This is a genomic window from Paenibacillus humicus NBRC 102415 (assembly GCF_004000905.1).
In the GTDB taxonomy this organism is placed as follows: domain Bacteria; phylum Bacillota; class Bacilli; order Paenibacillales; family Paenibacillaceae; genus Paenibacillus_O; species Paenibacillus_O humicus.
The window spans coordinates 391194-412107 of the sequence record NZ_BIMD01000001.1 but is presented as its reverse complement, the minus strand read 5'-3'; the positions used below and the strand labels follow the sequence as shown (position 1 = coordinate 412107).

23 protein-coding genes are annotated in these 20914 nt (G+C 56.1%); 20 read left to right on the top strand and 3 right to left on the bottom strand.

Going from position 1 to position 20914, the window contains the following annotated elements:
* Positions 1-39 precede the first annotated feature (39 nt).
* The 13 genes from PHU01S_RS01905 to PHU01S_RS26545 all read left to right on the top strand — a co-directional run bounded on the left by PHU01S_RS01905 (position 40) and on the right by PHU01S_RS26545 (position 12120).
* Entirely contained in the window at positions 40-294 is a 255-nt protein-coding gene (locus tag PHU01S_RS01905; protein WP_049867292.1) for a hypothetical protein, read from the top strand.
* Positions 295-489: 195 nt separating this feature from the next.
* Positions 490-1476, top strand: a complete 987-nt coding sequence (gene qoxA, locus PHU01S_RS01900; protein ID WP_049867293.1) for a cytochrome aa3 quinol oxidase subunit II — start codon at positions 490-492, stop codon at positions 1474-1476.
* A gap of 25 nt (positions 1477-1501) precedes the next feature.
* A complete protein-coding gene (locus PHU01S_RS01895) occupies positions 1502-3472 on the top strand; it encodes a cbb3-type cytochrome c oxidase subunit I (protein WP_021879846.1) in 1971 nt (656 codons plus the stop codon).
* Entirely contained in the window at positions 3472-4077 is a 606-nt protein-coding gene (gene cyoC, locus PHU01S_RS01890; RefSeq protein ID WP_048745903.1) for a cytochrome o ubiquinol oxidase subunit III, read from the top strand. The genes PHU01S_RS01895 and cyoC overlap by 1 nt, the downstream gene beginning before the upstream one ends.
* A complete protein-coding gene (cyoD, locus tag PHU01S_RS01885; RefSeq protein WP_021879844.1) occupies positions 4078-4422 on the top strand; it encodes a cytochrome o ubiquinol oxidase subunit IV in 345 nt (114 codons plus the stop codon).
* A 229-nt stretch (positions 4423-4651) separates the two neighbouring features.
* Positions 4652-5209, top strand: a complete 558-nt coding sequence (locus PHU01S_RS01880) for a ribonuclease FAU-1 family protein (protein ID WP_048745902.1) — start codon at positions 4652-4654, stop codon at positions 5207-5209.
* Positions 5206-5916, top strand: a complete 711-nt coding sequence (locus tag PHU01S_RS01875; protein ID WP_127505780.1) for a YdcF family protein — start codon at positions 5206-5208, stop codon at positions 5914-5916. The genes PHU01S_RS01880 and PHU01S_RS01875 overlap by 4 nt, the downstream gene beginning before the upstream one ends.
* Positions 5917-6038: 122 nt before the next feature.
* Positions 6039-7052, top strand: a complete 1014-nt coding sequence (locus PHU01S_RS01870; RefSeq protein WP_127505778.1) for an AAA family ATPase — start codon at positions 6039-6041, stop codon at positions 7050-7052.
* 22 nt (positions 7053-7074) lie between these two features.
* The gene (gene hflX, locus PHU01S_RS01865; RefSeq protein ID WP_127505776.1) at positions 7075-8400 is read left to right on the top strand and encodes a GTPase HflX; all 1326 of its coding nucleotides are present in this window, start codon (positions 7075-7077) and stop codon (positions 8398-8400) included.
* A 19-nt stretch (positions 8401-8419) separates the two neighbouring features.
* A complete protein-coding gene (locus PHU01S_RS01860) occupies positions 8420-9655 on the top strand; it encodes a methionine gamma-lyase family protein (protein ID WP_049869620.1) in 1236 nt (411 codons plus the stop codon).
* A 92-nt stretch (positions 9656-9747) separates the two neighbouring features.
* Entirely contained in the window at positions 9748-10161 is a 414-nt protein-coding gene (locus tag PHU01S_RS01855) for a MerR family transcriptional regulator (protein ID WP_048745897.1), read from the top strand.
* Positions 10162-10196: 35 nt separating this feature from the next.
* Positions 10197-11525, top strand: coding sequence for a type I glutamate--ammonia ligase (glnA, locus tag PHU01S_RS01850; RefSeq protein ID WP_021882093.1), 1329 nt, complete (start codon positions 10197-10199; stop codon positions 11523-11525).
* A gap of 502 nt (positions 11526-12027) precedes the next feature.
* Positions 12028-12120 carry a topoisomerase DNA-binding C4 zinc finger domain-containing protein gene (locus PHU01S_RS26545; RefSeq protein WP_084781259.1) on the top strand — a complete coding sequence of 31 codons (93 nt, stop codon included), beginning with the start codon at positions 12028-12030 and terminating at the stop codon, positions 12118-12120.
* A 149-nt stretch (positions 12121-12269) separates the two neighbouring features.
* On the opposite strand, the gene PHU01S_RS01840 is transcribed toward PHU01S_RS26545, so the two are convergent.
* Positions 12270-12749 carry a DinB family protein gene (locus PHU01S_RS01840; RefSeq protein ID WP_049867294.1) on the bottom strand — a complete coding sequence of 160 codons (480 nt, stop codon included), beginning with the start codon at positions 12747-12749 and terminating at the stop codon, positions 12270-12272.
* 1930 nt (positions 12750-14679) lie between these two features.
* Here PHU01S_RS01840 and PHU01S_RS01830 point away from each other — a divergent pair.
* Together PHU01S_RS01830 and PHU01S_RS01825 are read left to right on the top strand one after the other, a co-directional pair.
* A complete protein-coding gene (locus PHU01S_RS01830; RefSeq protein WP_048745923.1) occupies positions 14680-15135 on the top strand; it encodes a GNAT family N-acetyltransferase in 456 nt (151 codons plus the stop codon).
* 157 nt (positions 15136-15292) lie between these two features.
* Entirely contained in the window at positions 15293-15865 is a 573-nt protein-coding gene (locus PHU01S_RS01825) for a hypothetical protein (RefSeq protein WP_069202424.1), read from the top strand.
* 146 nt (positions 15866-16011) lie between these two features.
* On the opposite strand, the gene lexA is transcribed toward PHU01S_RS01825, so the two are convergent.
* Positions 16012-16635: a transcriptional repressor LexA gene (gene lexA, locus PHU01S_RS01820; protein ID WP_048745894.1), complete on the bottom strand. Its 624-nt coding sequence runs from the start codon at positions 16633-16635 to the stop codon at positions 16012-16014.
* Between the two features lie 210 nt (positions 16636-16845).
* Between lexA and PHU01S_RS01815 the strand changes: the two genes are divergently transcribed.
* The 5 genes from PHU01S_RS01815 (at position 16846) to PHU01S_RS01795 (ending at position 20100) form a co-directional block, all read left to right on the top strand.
* The gene (locus tag PHU01S_RS01815) at positions 16846-17310 is read left to right on the top strand and encodes a LysM peptidoglycan-binding domain-containing protein (protein WP_021877445.1); all 465 of its coding nucleotides are present in this window, start codon (positions 16846-16848) and stop codon (positions 17308-17310) included.
* A 137-nt stretch (positions 17311-17447) separates the two neighbouring features.
* Positions 17448-17660, top strand: coding sequence for a DUF896 domain-containing protein (locus PHU01S_RS01810; RefSeq protein ID WP_373864513.1), 213 nt, complete (start codon positions 17448-17450; stop codon positions 17658-17660).
* 1 nt (position 17661) lies between these two features.
* Positions 17662-18648: an aldo/keto reductase gene (locus tag PHU01S_RS01805; RefSeq protein WP_048745891.1), complete on the top strand. Its 987-nt coding sequence runs from the start codon at positions 17662-17664 to the stop codon at positions 18646-18648.
* 97 nt (positions 18649-18745) lie between these two features.
* Positions 18746-19261, top strand: coding sequence for a hypothetical protein (locus tag PHU01S_RS01800; protein WP_232312963.1), 516 nt, complete (start codon positions 18746-18748; stop codon positions 19259-19261).
* A gap of 53 nt (positions 19262-19314) precedes the next feature.
* A complete protein-coding gene (locus tag PHU01S_RS01795) occupies positions 19315-20100 on the top strand; it encodes an HAD family hydrolase (protein WP_127505772.1) in 786 nt (261 codons plus the stop codon).
* A gap of 176 nt (positions 20101-20276) precedes the next feature.
* Here the strand turns inward: PHU01S_RS01795 and mtnD are convergent, their stop codons facing one another.
* Positions 20277-20819: an acireductone dioxygenase gene (gene mtnD, locus PHU01S_RS01790; RefSeq protein WP_127505770.1), complete on the bottom strand. Its 543-nt coding sequence runs from the start codon at positions 20817-20819 to the stop codon at positions 20277-20279.
* Positions 20820-20914 lie beyond the last annotated feature (95 nt).

The window sequence follows — 20914 nt, the reverse complement described above, 5'->3', positions numbered from 1 at the left end:
TCCCTCATATGCTGTACTAGCAGAGGAGGGATCTCCATTATGGGCAAGCATGGCGCGGCTGGAATGGGAAGATGGCTGAGGATCTACGCCTGGGCGGTGCTGGCGGCAGGGGCGGTTTTGTGCGCAGGCTTCCTGTACCCGTTCAATGACGGCAATATGGCGCTCATGGCAGGCGTAGGCTGCCTCATAGCCGCGCCCGTCGTTTATATCGCTTCCTTCATGTTCCCGCTGGCGGACGAGTATATCGGCAGCCATACCGGCGAAGGCGGGGAGCGTCCCGGCAGGGGACGGTAATATTTCGCAAATATAAGGACATTCAATGAACAACATTTTACGGAAATCGCACAAAAATAAGACGGATTCGTTAACGGGGGCGCCGAAAGGCGTCCTTTTTGCTATGCTGTAACACGAGAGAGGAAATGTTCTGTCAAGAGCATACTCGGTTAATGGGTAATAGCAGGATGGAGATGGCCAAAAGGAGATGAAACGATGAAAAATTCACACAAATGGCTATGGGGGCTCGGGATTGCCCTCGCCATAGCTGCTGTGGCCATCGTGGTGGTATGGTCCGGCAGCCTCATGGTGCTGGATCCGAAAGGTCCGGTCGCGGAGATTCAGAAAAACCTGATCTGGATTTCCGTCATTTTGTGCGCGGTCATTATTGTGCCTGTACTCGGCATTTTTGCGTTCATAATCGTGCGGTACCGCGATAAGCCGGACAACAAGGCGCCGTACGAGCCGAACTGGTCTCACAGCACGAAGCTGGAGGCGATCTGGTGGGGGATCCCGATCGTCATCGTCGTGCTGCTGGGATACTTCACGGTCCGGGATACGTACAAGCTCGTCAAGCCGCCGGCCGAAACCGCCCATGTAGCGCCGGTGACGATTCAGGTGACGTCGATGGACTGGAAATGGCTGTTCCAGTATCCGGATCAGGACATCGCGACGATCAACTACATCAACATTCCGGAGAACACTCCGATCCAGTTCGTTCTGACGTCCAGCGCGGCGATGAACTCCTTCTGGATTCCGCAGCTCGGCGGCCAGACGTATGCGATGCCGGGCATGGCGATGAGGATGTGGCTGCAGGCGGATGAAACAGGCGAATACTTCGGCTCCGGAGCCAACTTCACCGGCACCGACTTCGCCAAGATGAACTTCACCGTGAAGTCGATGTCCCAGGACGACTTCAACGACTGGGTAAGCAAGTCGCAGCAGGAGACGGCGAAGCTGGACAACGCCGCCTACAACAAGCTCTCGGTCAAGGGAACGGCGGATATTCAAACCTTCGGCTCCATGGACCCGAACCTGTTCAACTCGATCGTCATCAAAAACGGCGGGCATCATCATCCGGCCAACGGCCTGGATATCCGCGGCGCCTATCCCGTGAAGGACGGCAGCAACGAAAGCTCCGGCTCCGAGCCGGATGCAGCAAATCAGACATCGGGCCTATCGCAGCCCGAAATGAACCACTAGGCGGCCAAGGGGAGGAAATTCATCCATGTTGGATTCGATAAAAGACTTTGCCGCCGATTTCTTCGTCACCGGCGATCCGCTCATCTATGGCGCGGATGTATCCATCGCTCTCGTCAGCATTGCCATCGTCTTCGTCCTGACCTACTTCAAGAAGTGGAAATGGCTCTGGCGCGAATGGCTGACGACGGTCGACCATAAGAAAATCGGCATCATGTACCTGATCGCCTCGCTGCTCATGCTGTTCCGCGGCGGCGTCGACGCCTTGCTCATGCGGACGCAGCTGGCGCTCCCGAACGTGGAGTTCCTGCAGGCGGACCACTATAACGCCATCTTCACCACGCACGGCACGATCATGATCCTGTTCATGGCGATGCCGATGATGTTCGCTCTCTTCAACATGGTCGTGCCTCTGCAGATCGGAGCCCGCGACGTCGCGTTCCCGTTCCTGAACGCGCTCAGCTTCTGGCTGTTCCTGATGGGTGCGATGCTGCTGAACGTATCGTTCGTCATCGGCGGCTCTCCCGATGCGGGATGGCTCAGCTATCCGCCTCTGTCGGAGCTCTCGGGCAGTCCCGGCGTCGGCCAGGACTTCTACATCTGGGGCATCCAGATTTCCGGTATCGGCTCCCTCGCTACCGGCATCAACTTCATCGTCACGATTCTGAAAATGCGCGCGCCAGGCATGAAGCTGATGAAAATGCCGCTGTTCTCCTGGTCCGTGCTTTCGGCGTGCATCACCATTCTGTTCGCCTTCCCGATTCTGACGATCACGCTGGCGCTGCTGTTCCTGGACCGCTATTTCGGGGCCCACTTCTTCACGCTTGACGGCGGCGGCATGTCGATGATGTATGTCAACCTGATCTGGATGTGGGGCCACCCCGAAGTATATATCGTCGTGCTTCCCGCCTTCGGCATCTTCTCGGAGATCGTGGCCACCTTCTCGAAGAAGACGATATTCGGCTACAAGTCGATGGTCTTCGCAATGATGGTCATCAGCGTCCTGTCGTTCTTCACCTGGGTTCATCACTTCTTCACGATGGGCTCGAGCGCGGACGTCAACTCGTTCTTCGCGATCACAACGATGGCGATAGCCATCCCGACCGGGGTCAAGGTGTTCAACTGGCTCTTCACCATGTTCCGAGGGAGAATCAGCTTCCAGAGTCCGATGCTCTGGACGATGGGCTTCATTCCTTGCTTCCTGGTCGGGGGAGCGACGGGCGTCATGCTCGCCGTCGCACCGGCAGACTTCCAGTACCACAACAGCTACTTCCTGATCGCCCACTTCCACCAGGTGCTCATCGGCGGCGTCGTGTTCGGCTACCTCGCCGGCATCTACTACTGGTGGCCGAAGCTGTTCGGCTTCAAGCTCGACGAGAAGCGCGGACGCTGGGCGTTCTGGACATGGAACATCGGCTTCTACGTCTGCTTCTTCCCGCAGTACTTCCTCGGCCTTGACGGCATGACGCGCCGCGTCTACACGTACGGCTGGGACCGCGGCTGGGCTGCGCTCAACTTCACGAGCACGATCGGCGCCTTCATGATGGGCATCGGCTTCCTGTTCCAGGTATGGCAGATCGCCTACAGCGTCCGCAAGGGCGAACGGGCAACCGGCGATGCATGGGGCGGCAACGGCAGAACGCTGGAATGGTCGATCCCATCTCCGCCTCCGGTATACAACTTCGCGGTTGTGCCTCAGGTGAAGCATGCCGACGACTGGTTCCATGTGAAGGAAGACAAGGCGAAAGGAATCGAGCGTCCGAAGCAGCAGCTGGAGCCGATCCATATGCCGAAGAACTCCGCCATTCCATTCGTCATGGCAAGCTTCTTCTTCCTCGTGGGCTTCGGTTTCACGTTCCACTGGACCTGGATGATCATCGTCGGCGCACTGGGCGTCTTCGGCAGCCTGTTCGCCCGGTCATTCAGCTACGATGTGGATTATTACATTCCGGTCGATGAGGTCATCGAGACGGAACGGAAATTAGGGAGGTCGTACTAATGCAGCAGCATATCGTCTCTCCTGAGGTCCACGAGCATCATACCCAGGAACAGGAGTCGCTCAAGACAGCGGGCTTCTGGCTGTTCCTTGTATCCGATACTCTGCTGTTCGGCACCTTGTTCGCGACCTATGTCGTCCTGGTCGGCCATACGAACGGCGGACCTTCGGGCAAGGAGCTGTTCGAGATTCCGGGATTCGTCGCCTCGACGTTCCTCCTGCTTACGTCCAGCTTCACGAGCGGCCTGGCCGTTCTCCAGATGCAGGCCAAAAAGCTGAGCGGCATGATTTTCTGGCTGATCATGACGCTCCTGCTCGGAGCGGCGTTCCTTTACCTCGAGGTCACGGAGTTCGTGAACCTCGTCCATGAAGGAGCGAACATCGGCACGAGCGCATTCCTGTCGGCGTTCTTCACCCTGGTCGGCACCCACGGAATCCACGTTACCGTCGGCATCTTCTGGTGCATCGGGCTGATCTTCCAGCTGCGCAAGCACGGAATTACAACGGTAACGAAGCGCAAGATTTCGAACTTCAGCCTGTACTGGCATTTTCTCGACGTGATCTGGATCTTCCTGTTCTCCGTCGTTTACCTCATGGGGGTGATGTAGATGAGCCCGCATTCCGATTCCCACGGCCACGGACATGGCCATCACGAGGAGCATAACCACGGGTCGCTCAAGTCTTATACGATCGGATTCATCATCTCGATCATACTGACTGTCATCCCGATGCTCGTCGTATTCAACGGCCTGATGTCCCGGACGGGGACGCTGCTCGTCATTCTCGTCACAGCGATTCTGCAGCTTCTCGTCCAGCTTTTCTTCTTCATGCATATCAACGAAGGCGAGAAGCCTCGGTACAACGTCATGGCGCTGGTGCTCGGCTTTGTCATCGTCATCACGATCGTTGCCGGCTCCGTATGGATCATGTCGTTCAACTCGGTCGTCCAATAAGATCGTTCCTGTCCCCGCTCCCAATCCGGAGCGGGGATATTTTCTTTTGAAGCGGCTGTTTTCGCCTTGACATGGCCAAGGCAGGTTGGTCTTATTTGGCGTTACCGCTGGAGATGGACAGTAAGATGTGGTAAGCTGTCAACTAAAGGAAACACGGAAAAAAGGCAGGGGCGAACCGAGCATAGTCGCAGCGCCATTGCCGCATCTTAAGGGAAAGGGTACGTTCCATATGAAACGAAAATTTTCGGATCGGGCCAACTGGCGGCGTATCCTGCGCAAAAGCTACACTTGCCTGACGCTTGACGGAGAGGATTTCAGAGGGCTGGTCACGTTTTACCGGATTCACGACCTCCGGGAGCCGCTCTGGAAGGAGTACAACGGACGGAGGCTCTGCCTGGCCGACCGGGGCTATCTCTGGATGCAGCATTTTCCCCGCGGCGAGCACTTCGTCGTCACGACCATGTTCGACGACAAGGGCAAGGTCGTGCAGTGGTACATCGATATCTGCAAGACGCAAGGCCTGACGGACCAGCAGGTTCCCTGGTTCGACGATCTTTATCTGGATATCGTCGTGCTTCCTACGGGAGAAGTGTTCCTGATGGACGAGGATGAGCTGGAGGATGCGATCCGCGACGGCGATGTGACGCGCAAGGAAGCGGCGATGGCCCGGAAGACGGCTGGAAGGCTGCTTGCCGCCATCAAGAACGGCCGCTTCCGCTACTTTACGCTCAGCCTGCGCCACCGCAAGACGCTGGCCGAACGAATGGGCGAGGTCAGCGAATCATGAAGGCGGCAGAGGCGGGGACGAACAAGCCGAAGCCGACAAAAAAGACCGGGACGGCGAAGAAGCCTGCCGCCCGGCGCAAAAAAAACCGACATGGCGGCCTGCTGGGCCGCCTTGTGCGCGCTTGCCTGATTGTCGGGGCTCTCGGCGTATTTGCAGCGGGGTACCTGTTCTGGCAGATCACGCATTATTCTCCACCCAATCCTGTGCCGCAGCGGGAGGCTGGAATCGTGCTCGGAGCCGCTCTCTGGAACGATGCGCCGAGCCCTGGACTCAAGGAGCGGCTGGATCAGGCGCTGAAGCTGTACCAAGCCGGGAGAGTGCAGAAGCTGATCGTCTCCGGAGGTCTCGACCGCAACGGCTCCAAGCTCACCGAAGCACAGGGGATGAGAGTCTATCTCGTTTCGCGCGGCGTGCCCAAGGATGCCGTCATTCTCGAGAACCGGGCGACAAGCACATACGAGAACCTGGTGTTCAGCCGGAAGGCCGGCGAGGCTGCCGGCATCAAGTCCTATCTGATCATTACGCATGAGTATCATGCCTCCAGGGCGCTCGACATGGCGCGGTTCCTCGGGTTTCCCGACCCGGTCGTAAGTTCCGTCAAATCCAAAGTGCTCAACGCAGCAGCCAACGAAACCCGGGAGACGCTTGCGTACGGCAAGTGGCAGCTGGACAAGCTGCTCATGCTGGTCGGGCTCAAGTCCGTATGAAGGCCGTTAGCAACCGTTCATAGTCCGATCTGAAGTCTGTCTGATTCTGTTAATATGGCTCTGCTGTCCCGAATACAATTTGTAGAGCCATTCAATTGCAGGAAGGACAGGTGATGCCGCGGATGAACGGACACGCCGCTTCGGGACATCAGGGCGCAAGGCCCTCCCGCCAAATAAATGTCGTGCTGCGAAGCCATGAGACGTACGGTCTCGGAGCATCCTCCGCAGCCGCCCAGCAGGTCGATTATCCCGAGCCTGCGGGAGCGGCCAGGCAGGCTCCCGCAGCCGATCCCTATGCCGAAATCCAAAAGGAAATGGAGCATATGGTCGGCATGGAAGGGGTCAAATCGCTGATCTATGAAATCTATGCCTTGCTCCTAATCAGCCAGATGCGCTCGGAAGCCGGGCTCTCTGGCGGAGCGCAAGTCTATCATATGATATTCAAGGGCAATCCCGGCACCGGCAAGACGACGATCGCCCGCATCGTCGCCAAGCTGTTCCAGAAGATGGGCCTGCTGTCCAAGGGTCATCTCATCGAGGTCGAGCGGGCGGATCTTGTCGGCGAATACATCGGGCATACCGCGCAAAAAACCCGCGATCTCGTGAAAAAGGCGCTGGGAGGCGTCCTGTTCGTCGATGAAGCCTACAGCCTGGCGCGAGGCGGGGAGAAGGATTTCGGGAAGGAAGCGATCGATACGCTCGTCAAGGCGATGGAGGACTATCGCAGCCAGTTCGTCCTCATTCTGGCCGGCTACCCGCTCGAGATCGAGCATTTTCTTCTAACGAATCCCGGACTGCCTTCGAGATTTCCGATCCAGATCGACTTTCCCGACTACTCGGTGGACCAGCTCATACAGATCGCTGAGCTGATGGCCAAAGACCGGGACTATTCCTTGCTCCCTCAGACCGTCTTCAAGCTGAGGAGCCATCTGATACAGGAAAAGACGGCTACGCTCTATTCGTTCAGCAATGCCCGCTATGTCCGCAATCTGATTGAAAAATCCATCCGCCACCAGGCCGTCAGGCTCCTCAACCAGTATGCGTCGGCCAGTCCCGGCAGGCAGGAGCTAATGAGCATCCGTCCGGAAGACATGCGCTGGGAGGGAAAGGTCAAGCAGCCTGGTGAACTCGGATAAGGCGAAAGGAGCTTCGCGAAGCTTGGATACGACAACCTATGAAACGGATCATGGCGTGCCCGACAGGGCCATTCTCGTCAGTCTGGTCACCCAGGAGGCGAAGCGCGGCCCTTCGGATCCGGAGCATTCGCTCGAAGAGCTCGCCAACCTGGCCGATACGGCCGGCGTCGAAGTGCTTGCGACTGTCATTCAGAACAAGGAAGCGCCCGATCCCAAATGGCTCGTCGGCAAAGGCAAGGTGGAGGAGATCCGCGCCGTCAAGGAAGAGCTCGGAGCGACAACGATCATTTTCGACCAGGAGCTGTCCGGTGCGCAAGTGCGCAATCTCGAACAATCGCTTGATGCCAAAATCATCGATCGGACCCAGCTTATTCTCGATATATTCGCCGGAAGGGCGAAAACCCGGGAAGGCATCATCCAGGTCGAGCTCGCCCAGCTGAGCTACCTGCTGCCGCGCCTGTCGGGACACGGCAAAAATCTGTCCCGCCTCGGCGGCGGTATCGGCACGCGCGGGCCGGGGGAGAGCAAGCTTGAGACCGACCGGAGGCATATCCGGGGACGCATCACCGATCTCAAGGCCCATCTGCGGGAGCTGACGCGCACCCGCGAGCTTCACCGGGAGCGGCGCCGCAAGACGGGCGTAACCCAAGTCGCGCTTGTCGGATATACGAACGCAGGCAAGTCGACGCTGATGAATGAGCTTACGCTCGCCGACGTGCTGGTCGAGAACCGGCTGTTCGCAACTCTGGACCCGACCTCCCGGGTTCTGGTCCTGCCAAGCGGCAACGAGGTCGTACTCACGGATACGGTAGGCTTCATCCAGAACCTGCCCCATGATCTTGTAGCCGCGTTCCGCGCCACCCTGGAGGAAGTCGCGGAGGCGGACCTGATCCTGCATGTCGTGGACAGCTCGTCCCCGATGCGGCGCGAGCAGATGCGGGTCGTCGAGGAGCTGCTGCAGCAGCTCGGGGCATCGGACAAGCCGCTCCTGCTCGTGTATAATAAGAAGGATCTGGTCGGAGGAGCGCTCAGAAGCCTGCTTCCGTCCAGCGGTCCTCGGCAGCTGCTCATCAGCGCCTACGACGCTGCGGACCGGAGCCGTCTGCTGCAGGCGATTCAGGACGAGCTTTCGGGGGAAACCCGGTCGTTTGCCTTGCCGGCCGACCGCGGGGACCTGATCGCGCTTGCCTACCGTTGCGGCGAGGTGCTGGAGCGGGAAGCGGACGGAGACGTCCTATGGCTGACGGTGGAGCTCAACCGCGCGGATTACGAAGTGAACGGACATCAGCTGGAGCCTTACCGCCAGTCGCGGACCAGCGCCGGAATTACGACACAGCAAGGAGACTGAATACAAGTTGGACAAGCTCATGAAGCTTGCGCAGGCGGCAGAAAAAAAGGTTCAATCCCGATTCGCGGAACTGGATCTCGTCGCCGAGCGCAATCAATGGAAGGTCATCGAAGCGTTTCAGAAGCATAAGGTCAGCGATTTTCATTTCAACGGATCCACCGGCTACGGCTACAACGATCGGGGGCGCGAAGTGCTCGATCTCGTGTATGCCGACGTCTTCCGGTCCGAGGCCGCTCTCGTGCGGCCTCATTTTGCGTCCGGCACGCATACGATCAGCACGGCGCTGTTCGGACTGCTCCGTCCCGGGGACGAACTGTTATACGTGACCGGACGTCCTTACGACACCTTGCACAAGGTTATAGGCAAGCCCGGCGACGGCACCGGATCCCTTCAGGATTGGGGAATCCTCTACAAGGAGGCGGCGCTGGCGCCGGATGGCGGCGTCGATTGGGAAGCGGTGGAGACGCTCATCACGGAACGGACCCGCGTCATCGGCATTCAGCGCTCGAGGGGCTACGACTGGAGAGCTTCGTTCACCGTCGATCAGATCGGAGAGATGGTCCGCCGAGTAAAATCCATGAAGCCGGATGTGCTCGTCTTCGTCGACAATTGCTACGGCGAGTTCACGGAGTTGTCGGAACCGACCGAGGTCGGAGCCGATCTCATCGCAGGATCGCTTATCAAAAATCCCGGGGGCGGACTTGCCGCGACAGGCGGATACATAGCGGGCAAGGCCGATGCCGTCCAGGCTGCCGCCTACCGGCTTACGGCGCCCGGCATCGGCTCCGAGGTCGGAGCGATGCTGGATACGCTGCGCGGCATTTATCAAGGCCTGTTTTTGGCGCCGCATCTCGTCGGACAGGCCTTGAAGGGCAGCGTGTTGTCGGCGGCGATGTTCGAAGAGCTCGGGTTCGAAACTTCTCCGGCCTGGAACGATCCGCGCACGGATCTCATTCAGGCGATCCGATTCGGCTCGCCCGACGCTCTCACGGCATTTGTGCAAGGCATTCAGGCTGCGGCTGCTGTCGACTCGCATGTCGTGCCGGAGGCATGGGACATGCCGGGGTACGAGCATCCGGTCATCATGGCGGCCGGCGCGTTCATCCAGGGAGGAAGCCTGGAGCTGTCTGCCGATGCGCCCATCCGCGAGCCTTATATCGCTTACATGCAAGGCGGATTGACCTACTCCCATGTCAAGTACGCCTTGCTGCAGTCGCTTCAAAGACTGGAGCAGCAGGGTATTATTGTTAGTTAAACTTACACAAGAACCTAACATGACTTGACACCTTTATGTCGCGCGATTACAATAGGTTCATAACTTATCGCGATTGGAAGGTTGATGTGAACATGGCTGACGATATACGCCGCAATATGGCTTTGTTTCCGATCGGAATCGTGATGAAGCTCACGGACCTGACCGCACGCCAAATCCGCTATTACGAGCAGCATGAATTGATTGTCCCGGCGCGCACCTCGGGCAACCAAAGGCTGTTTTCCTTTAACGACGTGGAAAGGCTGCTGGAGATCAAATCCCTCATCGAGAAGGGAGTCAACATCGCCGGAATCAAGCAGGTGATGAACCCGGTCTCCAAGGAATCCGAGGATGCGACCATCATGACGGAGATATCCGAAGTGAAGCGCCGCGAGCTCAGCGATTCCCAGCTTCGCCTGCTCCTGAAGCAGCAGCTGCAAGAGAAGCGTCCTGGCAAAGCATCGCTTATCCAAGGCCAGCTGAGCCGCTTTTTCCCGAACAAACGCTAGCCATAACCTATTTTATGATGTGAGGAGTAGATACGGTGAGTTACAACAAAGAAGATATCATGCGCATCGCCAAGGAACAGAACGTCAGATTCATCCGTCTCCAATTCACGGATCTGCTGGGCACGATCAAAAACGTCGAGATTCCGGTCAGCCAGCTTGAGAAAGCTCTCGACAATAAAATGATGTTCGACGGCTCCTCGATCGAAGGTTATGTCCGTATCGAGGAATCCGATATGTATCTTTATCCCGACCTCAGCACTTGGGTCGTATTCCCGTGGGTTACGCAGGATCGCGTCGCCCGCTTGATCTGCGACATCTACATGCCGGACGGCACGCCGTTCGCCGGCGATCCCCGCGGCATTCTGAAGCGCGTGCTCAAGGAAGCCGAGGAAATGGGCTTCACTGCGATGAACGTAGGTCCTGAGCCCGAATTCTTCCTGTTCAAGACGAACGAGAAGGGCGAGCCGACGACCGAGCTCAACGACCAGGGCGGTTATTTCGATCTGGCGCCGATGGACCTCGGCGAGAACTGCCGCCGCGAAATCGTGCTGACGCTCGAGGAGATGGACTTCGAGATCGAGGCCTCCCATCACGAGGTCGCTCCAGGCCAGCATGAGATCGACTTCAAATACGCGGACGCTATCAAAGCGGCCGATCAGATTCAGACGTTCAAGCTCGTCGTCAAGACGGTCGCCCGCCAGCACGGCCTGCACGCGACCTTCATGCCGAAGCCGCTGTTCGGAGTCAACGGCTCCGGCATGCACTGCCATCAGTCGCTGTTCCGCGGCGGAGAGAACGCCTTCTACGACGAGGACGATCAGCTGGGACTCAGCCCGACGGCGCGTTACTACATGGCCGGCCTTCTGCGCCATGCCCGCGCGATGACCGCCATCACCAATCCGACCGTCAACAGCTACAAGCGTCTGGTGCCGGGTTACGAGGCGCCGAGCTACGTCGCCTGGTCGGCAAGCAACCGCAGCCCGATGATCCGCATTCCGGCTTCCCGCGGCCTCAGCACCCGCGTCGAAGTGCGCAACCCGGATCCGGCCGCGAATCCGTACCTGGCTCTGGCCGTCATGCTGAAGGCCGGCCTGGACGGCATCAAGAACAAGCTGCCGCTGCCGGCTCCGATCGACCGCAACATCTACGTCATGACCGACGAAGAGCGTCTGGAGGACGGCATCCCGAGCCTGCCGGAGGATCTTCGCGAAGCTCTGAACGAGCTGCTGCGCAGCGAGATCATTACGGAAGCTCTCGGCGACCACGCCCTGGCGCATTTCTACGAGCTCAAGGAAATCGAGTGGGACATGTACAAGACGCAGGTGCATGAGTGGGAACGCGATCAGTACCTGACTCTGTACTAAGAGAGGAATCCCAGTAGTATCAAGGGATTGTAGAGATTTTTATCAGGGGGCATTTTCAAGGAATCAGTGTATTATTTCTGGCTGCCCCCCGTTTGCCCCCGAACTTCAAAATTGTTGAGGATGCCCTTGGTGAAGGCTTCGAACTTCTCCATGCTGGCATCCTCTATTTTTTTGGAGATGTGGGCATAGATGTCCGAGCATTTCTTGGATGACCTTCAATTGTGGTATCACCCTTTAGTGCTTCAGCTGCTGAAAAGAAAAACTATCCTTTTTCTTATGTTTTTTCTACAGCGATTTATACAGATATGTTGAGACATACGGTGGTAATACTACTTTTGATGCGACAAGTAAAATGCCTGCTTATCCATCAGTTACTTTTAATGCATTTAATGGGACGTTACTGGATGAACCATTCTGAAATTTTTAGTGCAAAGCTGTGTACTTGGTCAACAGCAAAAGTCTTTTCCCTGAAGAAGAAACGTGTAAGAAGTGCGGAGCGCCTATGGTCCGGCGGAAAGGACCGAAGAGCGATTTCTACGGCTGCAGCAAATATCCGAAATGTAGAAGCATTGCTCAGTTTGAAGTGAGCCGATGAAATAGCCCGCTGGCCTTGTGGTCGGCGGGCTTTTTTGTTCTAGGCTATGTTAAATCTTAATGTTGATTTTCAACCTAAAGAAAACCGCCCTACATGGGGGGCGGTTCATTGAGCTAACGTATCCCGTTGTTCAATAGGACATGGCTACGTTAAATATCGAATAATCCTCTGCCAATCAAGTTTGCAGTAACCGGCTTCTTTCCGATTTCTCGTGACCATATAGACAATTGACCGATGTGGTGGATTTCGTGGGCGATCACGTGCCGCATTACTTCGCCGTATTTATGGGATTCCCGTTCCCCTTCATCCGTGATATCAATCATCATGCGGTCTTCCAAACTATCCTTCCAATCATACACAAATGGAGCGAGTTCCAAGTGGCAACGGCCTGAAAAATCTTTTATTTGCTGCAAGCTTGCCACTTCCTCAAACTGAGGGATTGTAATCGCTTTTTCTTGTATACCACCGCATATCCAGCCATACTCGACTGCCACAATGTGATACAGAGTGGAAAGGATGTACCCTATGCCGCCGGTGCGTCTTTTCATCAACTCTTCCTCGCTCACTGTATCGCACCAGTCAAACCAATCTTTGCGAACTTGCCAGTTATACTCGAATAGTTTCAACATGCCGTGGCCTCCTGCGCACCTTAAACTTTGTTACTCCTACCATTCGAGAAATAATAGCGTTATCCTGTCTATTAGCTTAACGACAGAAGGAGCAGCTGCGGTGTCGGCAAACTGCTCCTGAATCGCTGAACTAAAGTTCTCCGTTAGTCACCCTAAATGCGGTTCATGCGGTTCTTAGCCACATTGGCTCTTTCAATGATAAATTGTTTCTGTCCCATATGATGAGAGTGCCAGTGATTGCAGGCTCCTGTGCAAAGGTCACGTTTCCGATGGATGTGTTGAGTATAAACCTTCTAACAAATACGAAATGGTTGGACTGGACCGATTTGTTTCTTACAGAACAAATGATTTGATTTTATTTTATTTGAAGGAATAAAAAAGTTGATCCTGAAGGGGATCTCCGGACATAAGAAACCAAGCTTGACCTGACCGGGCCTAAGGGTGTGGAAAGGAGTACAACTCAACCTTCAACCGAAAGTCAAACGGACGCTCTTCAATACCCATATCCAAGCTCGATTTGACTTTTCTTGTAGGAATAAAGCTTTAATAAATGGAATAGCTTGCAAATAAAGATACGTCCTATGAGCGATTCCACAACAAGAGGGGAGTGTACATTAATGGGAAGATTACCGGGTCCTCCAGGTCCTCCAGGACCGCAAGGACCGCAAGGGCCTCCAGGACCAACAGGACCGCAAGGCATTTGTCTGCCGTGTCCTACTGGACCTGCAGGTCCAGTAGGAGCAACGGGGCCAACAGGTCTAGCAGGGCCAACGGGAATAGGGACAACTGGAGCTATCGGGCCAACAGGCCCTGCGGGCGCGACGGGAGCGACTGGACCAGGAGTTGGGGCAACAGGAGCAACGGGAGCAACAGGCCCGGCCGGAACCGCAGGAGCAACAGGAGCAGTAGGAGCCACAGGAGCCACAAGAGCCACAGGAGCAGCAGGAGCCACAGGAGCAGCAGGAGCCACAGGAGCTACTGGAACCACAGGAGCAACGGGGCCAACAGGTCTAGCAGGGCCAACGGGAATAGGGACAACTGGAGCTATCGGGCCAACAGGCCCTGCGGGCGCGACGGGAGCGACTGGACCAGGAGTTGGGGCAACAGGAGCAACGGGAGCAACAGGCCCGGCCGGAACCGCAGGAGCAACAGGAGCGACAGGAGCAGCAGGAGCAGCAGGAGCAGCAGGGGCCACAGGAGCAGCAGGAGCTACTGGAACCACAGGAGCAACAGGCGGAGTACTCGCTTTTTCAGACTTTTTCGCCTTGATGCCACCCGATAATGCTGCAACAGTCGCACCGGGTACTGATGTCAGCTTTCCTCAAAATGGGCCAACAAGCGGTACTGCCATTACACGAACAGGTCCAACTACATTTAACCTGGCTGCGATTGGAACCTATCAGATTCTGTTCCAGGTGAGTGTGACCGAGGCGGGGCAACTCATATTGACACTTAACGGCGCCGATCTCGCGTACACGGTAGTTGGGCGGGCAACGGGCACATCGCAGATCGTAGGCACAGCCCTTGTCCAAACGACAGTGATAAATTCTATCCTCACGGTTCGTAATCCAGCCGGGAACTCAACTGCATTAACGATAACTCCTCTTGCTGGTGGAACCAGATCCGTCTCTGCACATCTTGTCATCATTCAGATTGCTTAAGTTAATTTTCGTTGTAACATATATAGAAAGCCCGCTGAACTTACTAGTCGGAGGGCTTTTTTTTTGTTTACAGCTACGTTTGTGCAGCAGAAAATACTGGAGTGAAGAGCCTGCCTGCCACTGTGGTTCCAGCAGCGAATCAGCGTAATCTATTTAGGTGATGAAAAGGATTGAAAAGATGAAAATTGCTTTTTAATTTCTCCCTTTTTCCCCTACCCGGACACCGATATAATACAGGTAATGGATTGGACAGGGGAGAGAATGAAATGATGAGAATTATGTTGGATGACTTAAACGGGCCTGATGTCCGGGCTTTGATCGGGGAGCATCTCCGGGGGATGGCCGAAAATTCTCCTCCTGAAAGCATTCACGCGTTGGACTTGAATGAATTGAAAAAGCCGGAAATCACTTTCTGGAGCGTCTGGGAAGAGGGGGAATTGCTCGGATGCGGCGCTCTCAAGGAGCTCGACGCCAGCCATGGCGAGCTCAAGTCCATGAGGACGGCTTCGAGACATTTGCGCAAGGGCGTTGCCCGAAAGCTTCTTGATCATATTATCCAGGAAGCCAAACGAAGGGGTTATGCTCGAATCAGCTTGGAGACAGGCTCCATGGATGCCTTTGTTCCGGCCCGCGATTTGTATGCGTCCTTCGGCTTTATCGAATGCGGGCCGTTCTCTGGCTATGAGGAAGACCCAAATAGCGTATTTATGACAAAGCAATTATGAGAGAGTGCAGATCAACCCAATAAGCTTTGACGGCGGCTGTCCGATCGGACAAGCCGTTTTTTCTTGTTCTCGGACAATCTTAGGGCGGCATAGGCTCATACTCATAGGCATCTTGCCGGAACATTCCGGTTAGGATTCGTTAACAGGGGGGAAGAGCGTGGCCAGACAATCAAAGCCGAGAGCTGGGGTGTCAGGGCTTGTGCTCGCGCGGACAGCCTCCAGCATGCTGCCGCTTTATGCCCGGTTCGTTAGAAGCCGTCCATTCGCCGAGGAATGGAGCGCTGCAGTACGAGCGGCGGATCTCGATACGCTGTTGAAGCTGTTCAAGGAGGAGGCTCCGCTTGCGCCGGTCAATTCGTTCAGTACGAACGGCATCGGATTTTTCGTGGACTTCAACTATCCACCGCCTGTTCGAGCGTACACGAATGCGACGACCATTCCGCCCGGAACGGCGCAATTCGCTTTTTCGGCAGCTGTGCTCCGCAGGCTATCGGCGGCCGTGCTGCCGCTCTACCGGAAGCTGGCCGGCAGCGGCACCTTCGCCAAGGAGGCGGCGGTTCTGATACGAAGCGGGCAGGAGGAAAGATTCCGCCGATTGATCAGGCCCTATGTGCGAAGCCGGTACTTGACCGGAGTTCATCTTGAATCCTCGGGATTCTACATGAGCTTTCAATACCCGGGCTCCAAGCATATTTACCTGAACGAGTTTTTCCACGAAAAGTTTCGATGACAATGCGAAAAGCAGCGAACAACAGCGAAAAATAAGAACCTTTGAAAAACAAACGCGCACTCTGTCAGAGTGCGCGAAGGGGTGAATAAAGCCGGATATGGAGGGGTAATGGAAGGGACTTCCTATTGGCCCAAAAGGGACATGCCTCAGTGAAGATTGCGGAACAATCCGATTACCTTGCCGAGAATCGTCACATTCTTGAGCCGGATCGGCTCCATGGAGGCGTTCTCGGGCTGAAGCCGAATATGGTCGCGTTCCTTGTAGAACGTCTTGACCGTCGCTTCGTCATCTTCCGTCATGGCTACGACGATATCGCCGTTGCTGGCGGAAGGCTGCTGGCGGACGATGACGTAATCGCCATTATGTATGCCCGCTTCGATCATGCTCTCCCCGACGACGCTCAGCATGAACACCTCGTGATCGCCGACATAGTCAGCCGGCAAAGGGAAGTACTCCTCGATGTTCTCGGTCGCCATGATCGGCACTCCGGCCGTTACCTTGCCGACGACGGGAACGCGGCTGATCGAGACGGGAAAGGGCAGCATGGCGGCATCGTCGCCGTCGAGAATCTCGATGGCGCGCGGCTTGGTAGGGTCTCGGCGGATCAGGCCCTTCTTCTCCAGGCGGTCCAGATGGCCATGCACCGTGGAGCTGGATGCCAGGCCTACCGCCTCGCCGATCTCACGTACTGAAGGTGGATAGCCTTTGTCCCGGACTTCGTTCTTGATGAAGTCAAGAATGGCCTGCTGGCGGTTGGACACTTTAGACATCGCAATCACTCCAAAACTAGAAATTAGTAGAAAGAAATATGTAGGCAAAGTATAGCACAGAACCCGAGTTCGTACAAACATAAGTTCGAGAAACAGCCGTTCGCATAGAGCGATTCCGATCGGCGAACATACGTTCCAAATAAGCGTTGACCAAAACAAATGTTCGTGTTATTCTGGGAATAAGAACAAACGTTTGGGGAGTGAACGGTCATGATGACTTTATCTGGATACAGCACGCCGGAGCGAGGCTCTGAGGCAACGGTCCGCAGGCAAGTGAAGAAGCAGGAACATCATTATCTCAAGGAATGCTTCCGTCCCGGAGCAGTTCCCGGCGATTCCAGATTCATCCCCCGTTCCTCCGCTGTCTCGGCAAGGACAGCCGGGAGCAGACGTCCGCGCCGCCTGCTTCCATATGCAGCGTCAATCCTCCTGTTCCTTCTGGTCTTCTCCAGCTTTTGGGGATTTTCCGGAGCGAGCTCTTCTGGAATCGCCCCCGCAGCTGAGGGCGAGCTGACCGTCACGGTGACGAGCGGAGACACTCTCTGGTCCATCGCCGGGAATTCCGGCCTTTCCCATGACATCAGGCGCAGCGTCTTCATGATCAAGCAGCGCAACGGCCTGAAGGATTCCGATCTGCAGGCGGGTCAGACCTTGATCATTCCCAAGCAATCTTGAACGGCTTCTTTTAGGCCTCGCCCGTTTTGAGAGTCTAATTTCATTTCGATAGATATCAGCCCCGGGAGACATCGCCGGGGTTTTTTGGCTTTCTTGACAAGCTCTTCTCCGTAGTTCAAAGTTAGAAGGAAACGTCAATGAACAGAGGTGAACGACGAGTGGATATCGATGCCTTGATCGCAAGGATCAACGAGCTTTCCCGCAAGCACAAATCTGTCGGGCTGACGCCTGAGGAAGTCATAGAACGGACGCAGCTCAGACAGCAGTATCTGGCCAATTTCAAGCGCAATTTCAAGCAGCAGCTGGACAACATTGAATGGGTGGATGACGAGAACAAGGGGGGCCAATAAAATGGAATACCGATTGCTCGGCAAAAGCGGGCTAGCCGTCTCGGAGCTGTGTCTCGGAACGATGATGTTCGGCAATACGACGCCTGAAGAAGAAGCGGCTCGCATGATCCACCATTTTCGCGGCGAGGGCGGCAATTTTCTGGATACGGCCAACGTCTACGCCGGCGGCAGATCGGAGGAGATCGTCGGACGGGCGATCGCAGGCAATCGGGACGAATATGTGCTGGCCACCAAGGTCCGCATGCAGACGGAAGAGCATATCAACGGAGCCGGACTGTCTCGCAAGCATATCGTTCAGAACGTGGAAGCGAGCTTGAAACGGCTCGGCACCGATTATATCGACCTCTACCAGGTCCATGTATGGGATCATGCCACTCCGCTGGAGGAGACGCTGCGCGCCCTGGACGATCTCGTCTCCGCCGGCAAAATCAGGTACATAGGATGCTCGAATTACTTGTCCTGGCAGATGATGAAGGCGCTCGCGATAAGCGACAGCCGGGGATGGTCGCGCTTCATCAGCGTGCAGCCGCAATACAGCCTCCTGAATCGCGAAATGGACCGCGAGATGGTGCCGCTCTGCCTGGAAGAGAACGTCGGCATCATTCCATGGGCGCCGCTTGGCGGGGGCTTCCTGACCGGCCGTTACGGACGCGAGGAGCCGACAGAAGGCAGGCTGACTGCGAATGCCGGCGAGAGTTCCTGGCAATACCGGAATACAGATCCTAATTTCCGCATCCTGGACGTCCTTAAGGAGGTAGCCGCGCAAGCCGGCAAGACGCCTGCGCAAACGGCTCTCCGCTGGCTCATCCAGCAGAAGGGCATCACATCGCCGATCTTCGGAGTGAGCACTTACGCGCAGTACGAAGAAAACATGGGAGCTGCGGGCTGGGAGCTGACGAAGGAGCAATTCGAAGCTTTGGACGAGGCGAGCCGCCTGCCTTCGGAATATCCGACGCGATTCCTGGAGAAATTCCGCAGGCCTCTCTGACAGGCGGCCATCGGCGTCTCCGCGCGAAACGGGAAGCCGCCCGCTTACGTAATACCGACAAGCCGTCCTAATAAGGCCAACAAAATCTATGGCAGAGGTGACCCTATTGTCTCGTTCCTGGGAACGCAAAGTACGCCGCAATTCGGCGCAAATCAATGCAACTAGAAAAAAGAGGGGACAGACCGCGATCAAGCCTGCGGCGTCCGGGGATCGTACGGAACGGTTCAAAGGCCGCAACTACATTTCCCCGATCATGCTGGTGCTCTTCGTCGCCTTGTATGTGCTGATCCTTCCAAAAGATGAAGGAGCGACGAACTGGAACTGGATCGTCGTGGCGATGTACGTCTTCTTGGCTTTGATGTTCTTCCTGCGGCGCCCTTATCTGGCGGTCGGAGCCGATTTTGTGCAGACGCGCCGCATGACCGGCGACAAGCGTCTCAATAAAGAAGCCATCAAAGGCATCTCGGTCATGAAAAGCTATGTCGTCATCGAGCAGGTCAAAGGTGCGAACTGGGTGTTCTCCCGGGTGCTGAACCGATATCCTACGGACCGTATGGCGGTCAGCCTGGAGCAGTTCGCCGCCCGCAACGGCATTCCTTTTACGCAGAAATGACATCCGGCTTACAGCCGTCAGCTTGGACATAACGGTTCGGGAGGAAGAGAGAGATGGCGAAGAAAGCGGTACTTTTTGATCTGGACGATACGCTCCTGTGGGATGAGCGGAGCGTGGACGAAGCCTTCCAGGCCACTTGCGAGTGGGCCAAGGAGCAGGCGGGCGTCGATCCGAAGCGGCTGGAGGAGGAAGTGAAGCGGGAGGCGAGAGAGCTGTACAGCTCGTATGAAACGTTCCCGTTCACGCAGCAAATCGGCATCAATCCGCTGGAAGGGCTTTGGGCCCGCTTTTCGGAGGGGGAGCTGGAATCGTTCCGCAAGCTGGAGCAGCTCGCTCCAGGCTACCGAAAGGATGCTTGGACCCGCGGCCTCGCGGCCATCGGGGTCGACGATCCGGCGCTTGGAGCGGAGCTGGCCGAGCGCTTCCCGAAGGAACGCCGCGAGCGGCCGATCGTATACGAGGAAACCTTCGAGGTGCTGGACTCCCTCAAAGGCAAGTACAAGCTGCTTCTGCTGACCAACGGATCCCCGGATTTGCAGCAGGAGAAGCTGCTCGGCGTGCCTGAGCTGACCTCCTACTTCGACGAGATCGTCATCAGCGGCAATTACGGCAAAGGCAAGCCGGATGCCGGCATATTCCGCCATGCTCTTGAACTGCTGGGAGTCGAACCAGAGGATGGCATCATGGTTGGAGACAAGCTTACGACCGACATTCTCGGAGCGAACACGATCGGGATGACATCGGTATGGATCAACCGGGGCGGAAAGGCGAAAAATCCGGAGATCGTGCCCAGCCATGAAATTACGAGATTGGATCAGCTCATTCCGCTGCTTGCATAAGGCGTCGCAGGACAGTTCCCGATGTGCAAGCTTCCGCGTCCCAAGCGGAGGCTGCGGGAATGCGCCGGCAGCGCGAACCGCGAATCGGCGACTGGAACGGTCATCCCCGAATAAAAAGGCTGCCGCCCCGTCTTCAACCGAAGACGACGGGCGGCAGCCTTTTTGGCGCCGGCAAATCAAGCTTTCTGGAATTCAGGATCGGAGTAGTTATGGGCGATCCAGCCGTCTTTCTCAATAAACAGACGGACAGCGACAATTTTGCGGTTCTCCATCAGGGTGAAGAAATGCGGCTTGTTCTCCGGAACGGAGATGACGTCTCCGGCTTCTAGCTCTACGTCGAAGTAGCCGACGTCGTCGGAGCCCTTGATGATGAAGATGCCTTTGCCTGCTGTGATAGCGCGGATTTCATCCTCGGTATGCGTGTGGACGTTCTCGAATTTCTGGAGCAGCTCGTCCAGATTCGGAGTCGACTCGGACAGAGTGATGATATCCCAGATCTGATAGCCTCGGCGGCCCGCCAGATCGCGGATTTCGGAGTCGAACGTTTCCAGGATGGAGGCCTTTTCGTCGTCGCTCAGGGTGAACTTCTCCTGCAGGGACGCGTCGAGCTTGCTCATGTCCCAGTGCTCGTAAAGCACTTCCTGGGAATCCAAAAATGCTTTTACTTGCTCATCGCCGGAAATGCGTTCGTTCGTATTGCGGATGCGGATTTCAGCCATCGGCAATTCCCTCTTTTCCCATTGAAATGAATTGAATATAGCGCTAATTTCTATTATAAATCAACTTTCGGGGGTTGTCGATTACAGTTCTTTTC

What these genes read in the sequence shown, in the direction of transcription:
- PHU01S_RS01840 (WP_049867294.1), bottom strand. Translation starts at nt 12,749, where the DNA reads ATGTTGAAACTATTCGAGTATAACTGGCAAGTTCGCAAAGATTGGTTT.
- PHU01S_RS01860 (WP_049869620.1), top strand. Translation starts at nt 8,420, where the DNA reads ATGAAGCTTGCGCAGGCGGCAGAAAAAAAGGTTCAATCCCGATTCGCG.
- PHU01S_RS01880 (WP_048745902.1), top strand. Translation starts at nt 4,652, where the DNA reads ATGAAACGAAAATTTTCGGATCGGGCCAACTGGCGGCGTATCCTGCGC.
- lexA (WP_048745894.1), bottom strand. Translation starts at nt 16,635, where the DNA reads ATGTCTAAAGTGTCCAACCGCCAGCAGGCCATTCTTGACTTCATCAAG.
- PHU01S_RS01815 (WP_021877445.1), top strand. Translation starts at nt 16,846, where the DNA reads ATGATGACTTTATCTGGATACAGCACGCCGGAGCGAGGCTCTGAGGCA.
- PHU01S_RS01895 (WP_021879846.1), top strand. Translation starts at nt 1,502, where the DNA reads ATGTTGGATTCGATAAAAGACTTTGCCGCCGATTTCTTCGTCACCGGC.
- PHU01S_RS01905 (WP_049867292.1), top strand. Translation starts at nt 40, where the DNA reads ATGGGCAAGCATGGCGCGGCTGGAATGGGAAGATGGCTGAGGATCTAC.
- cyoC (WP_048745903.1), top strand. Translation starts at nt 3,472, where the DNA reads ATGCAGCAGCATATCGTCTCTCCTGAGGTCCACGAGCATCATACCCAG.
- cyoD (WP_021879844.1), top strand. Translation starts at nt 4,078, where the DNA reads ATGAGCCCGCATTCCGATTCCCACGGCCACGGACATGGCCATCACGAG.
- qoxA (WP_049867293.1), top strand. Translation starts at nt 490, where the DNA reads ATGAAAAATTCACACAAATGGCTATGGGGGCTCGGGATTGCCCTCGCC.
- PHU01S_RS01855 (WP_048745897.1), top strand. Translation starts at nt 9,748, where the DNA reads ATGGCTGACGATATACGCCGCAATATGGCTTTGTTTCCGATCGGAATC.
- PHU01S_RS26545 (WP_084781259.1), top strand. Translation starts at nt 12,028, where the DNA reads ATGGTCCGGCGGAAAGGACCGAAGAGCGATTTCTACGGCTGCAGCAAA.
- PHU01S_RS01875 (WP_127505780.1), top strand. Translation starts at nt 5,206, where the DNA reads ATGAAGGCGGCAGAGGCGGGGACGAACAAGCCGAAGCCGACAAAAAAG.
- mtnD (WP_127505770.1), bottom strand. Translation starts at nt 20,819, where the DNA reads ATGGCTGAAATCCGCATCCGCAATACGAACGAACGCATTTCCGGCGAT.
- PHU01S_RS01830 (WP_048745923.1), top strand. Translation starts at nt 14,680, where the DNA reads ATGAGAATTATGTTGGATGACTTAAACGGGCCTGATGTCCGGGCTTTG.
- PHU01S_RS01795 (WP_127505772.1), top strand. Translation starts at nt 19,315, where the DNA reads ATGGCGAAGAAAGCGGTACTTTTTGATCTGGACGATACGCTCCTGTGG.
- PHU01S_RS01870 (WP_127505778.1), top strand. Translation starts at nt 6,039, where the DNA reads ATGAACGGACACGCCGCTTCGGGACATCAGGGCGCAAGGCCCTCCCGC.
- PHU01S_RS01810 (WP_373864513.1), top strand. Translation starts at nt 17,448, where the DNA reads ATGAACAGAGGTGAACGACGAGTGGATATCGATGCCTTGATCGCAAGG.
- PHU01S_RS01805 (WP_048745891.1), top strand. Translation starts at nt 17,662, where the DNA reads ATGGAATACCGATTGCTCGGCAAAAGCGGGCTAGCCGTCTCGGAGCTG.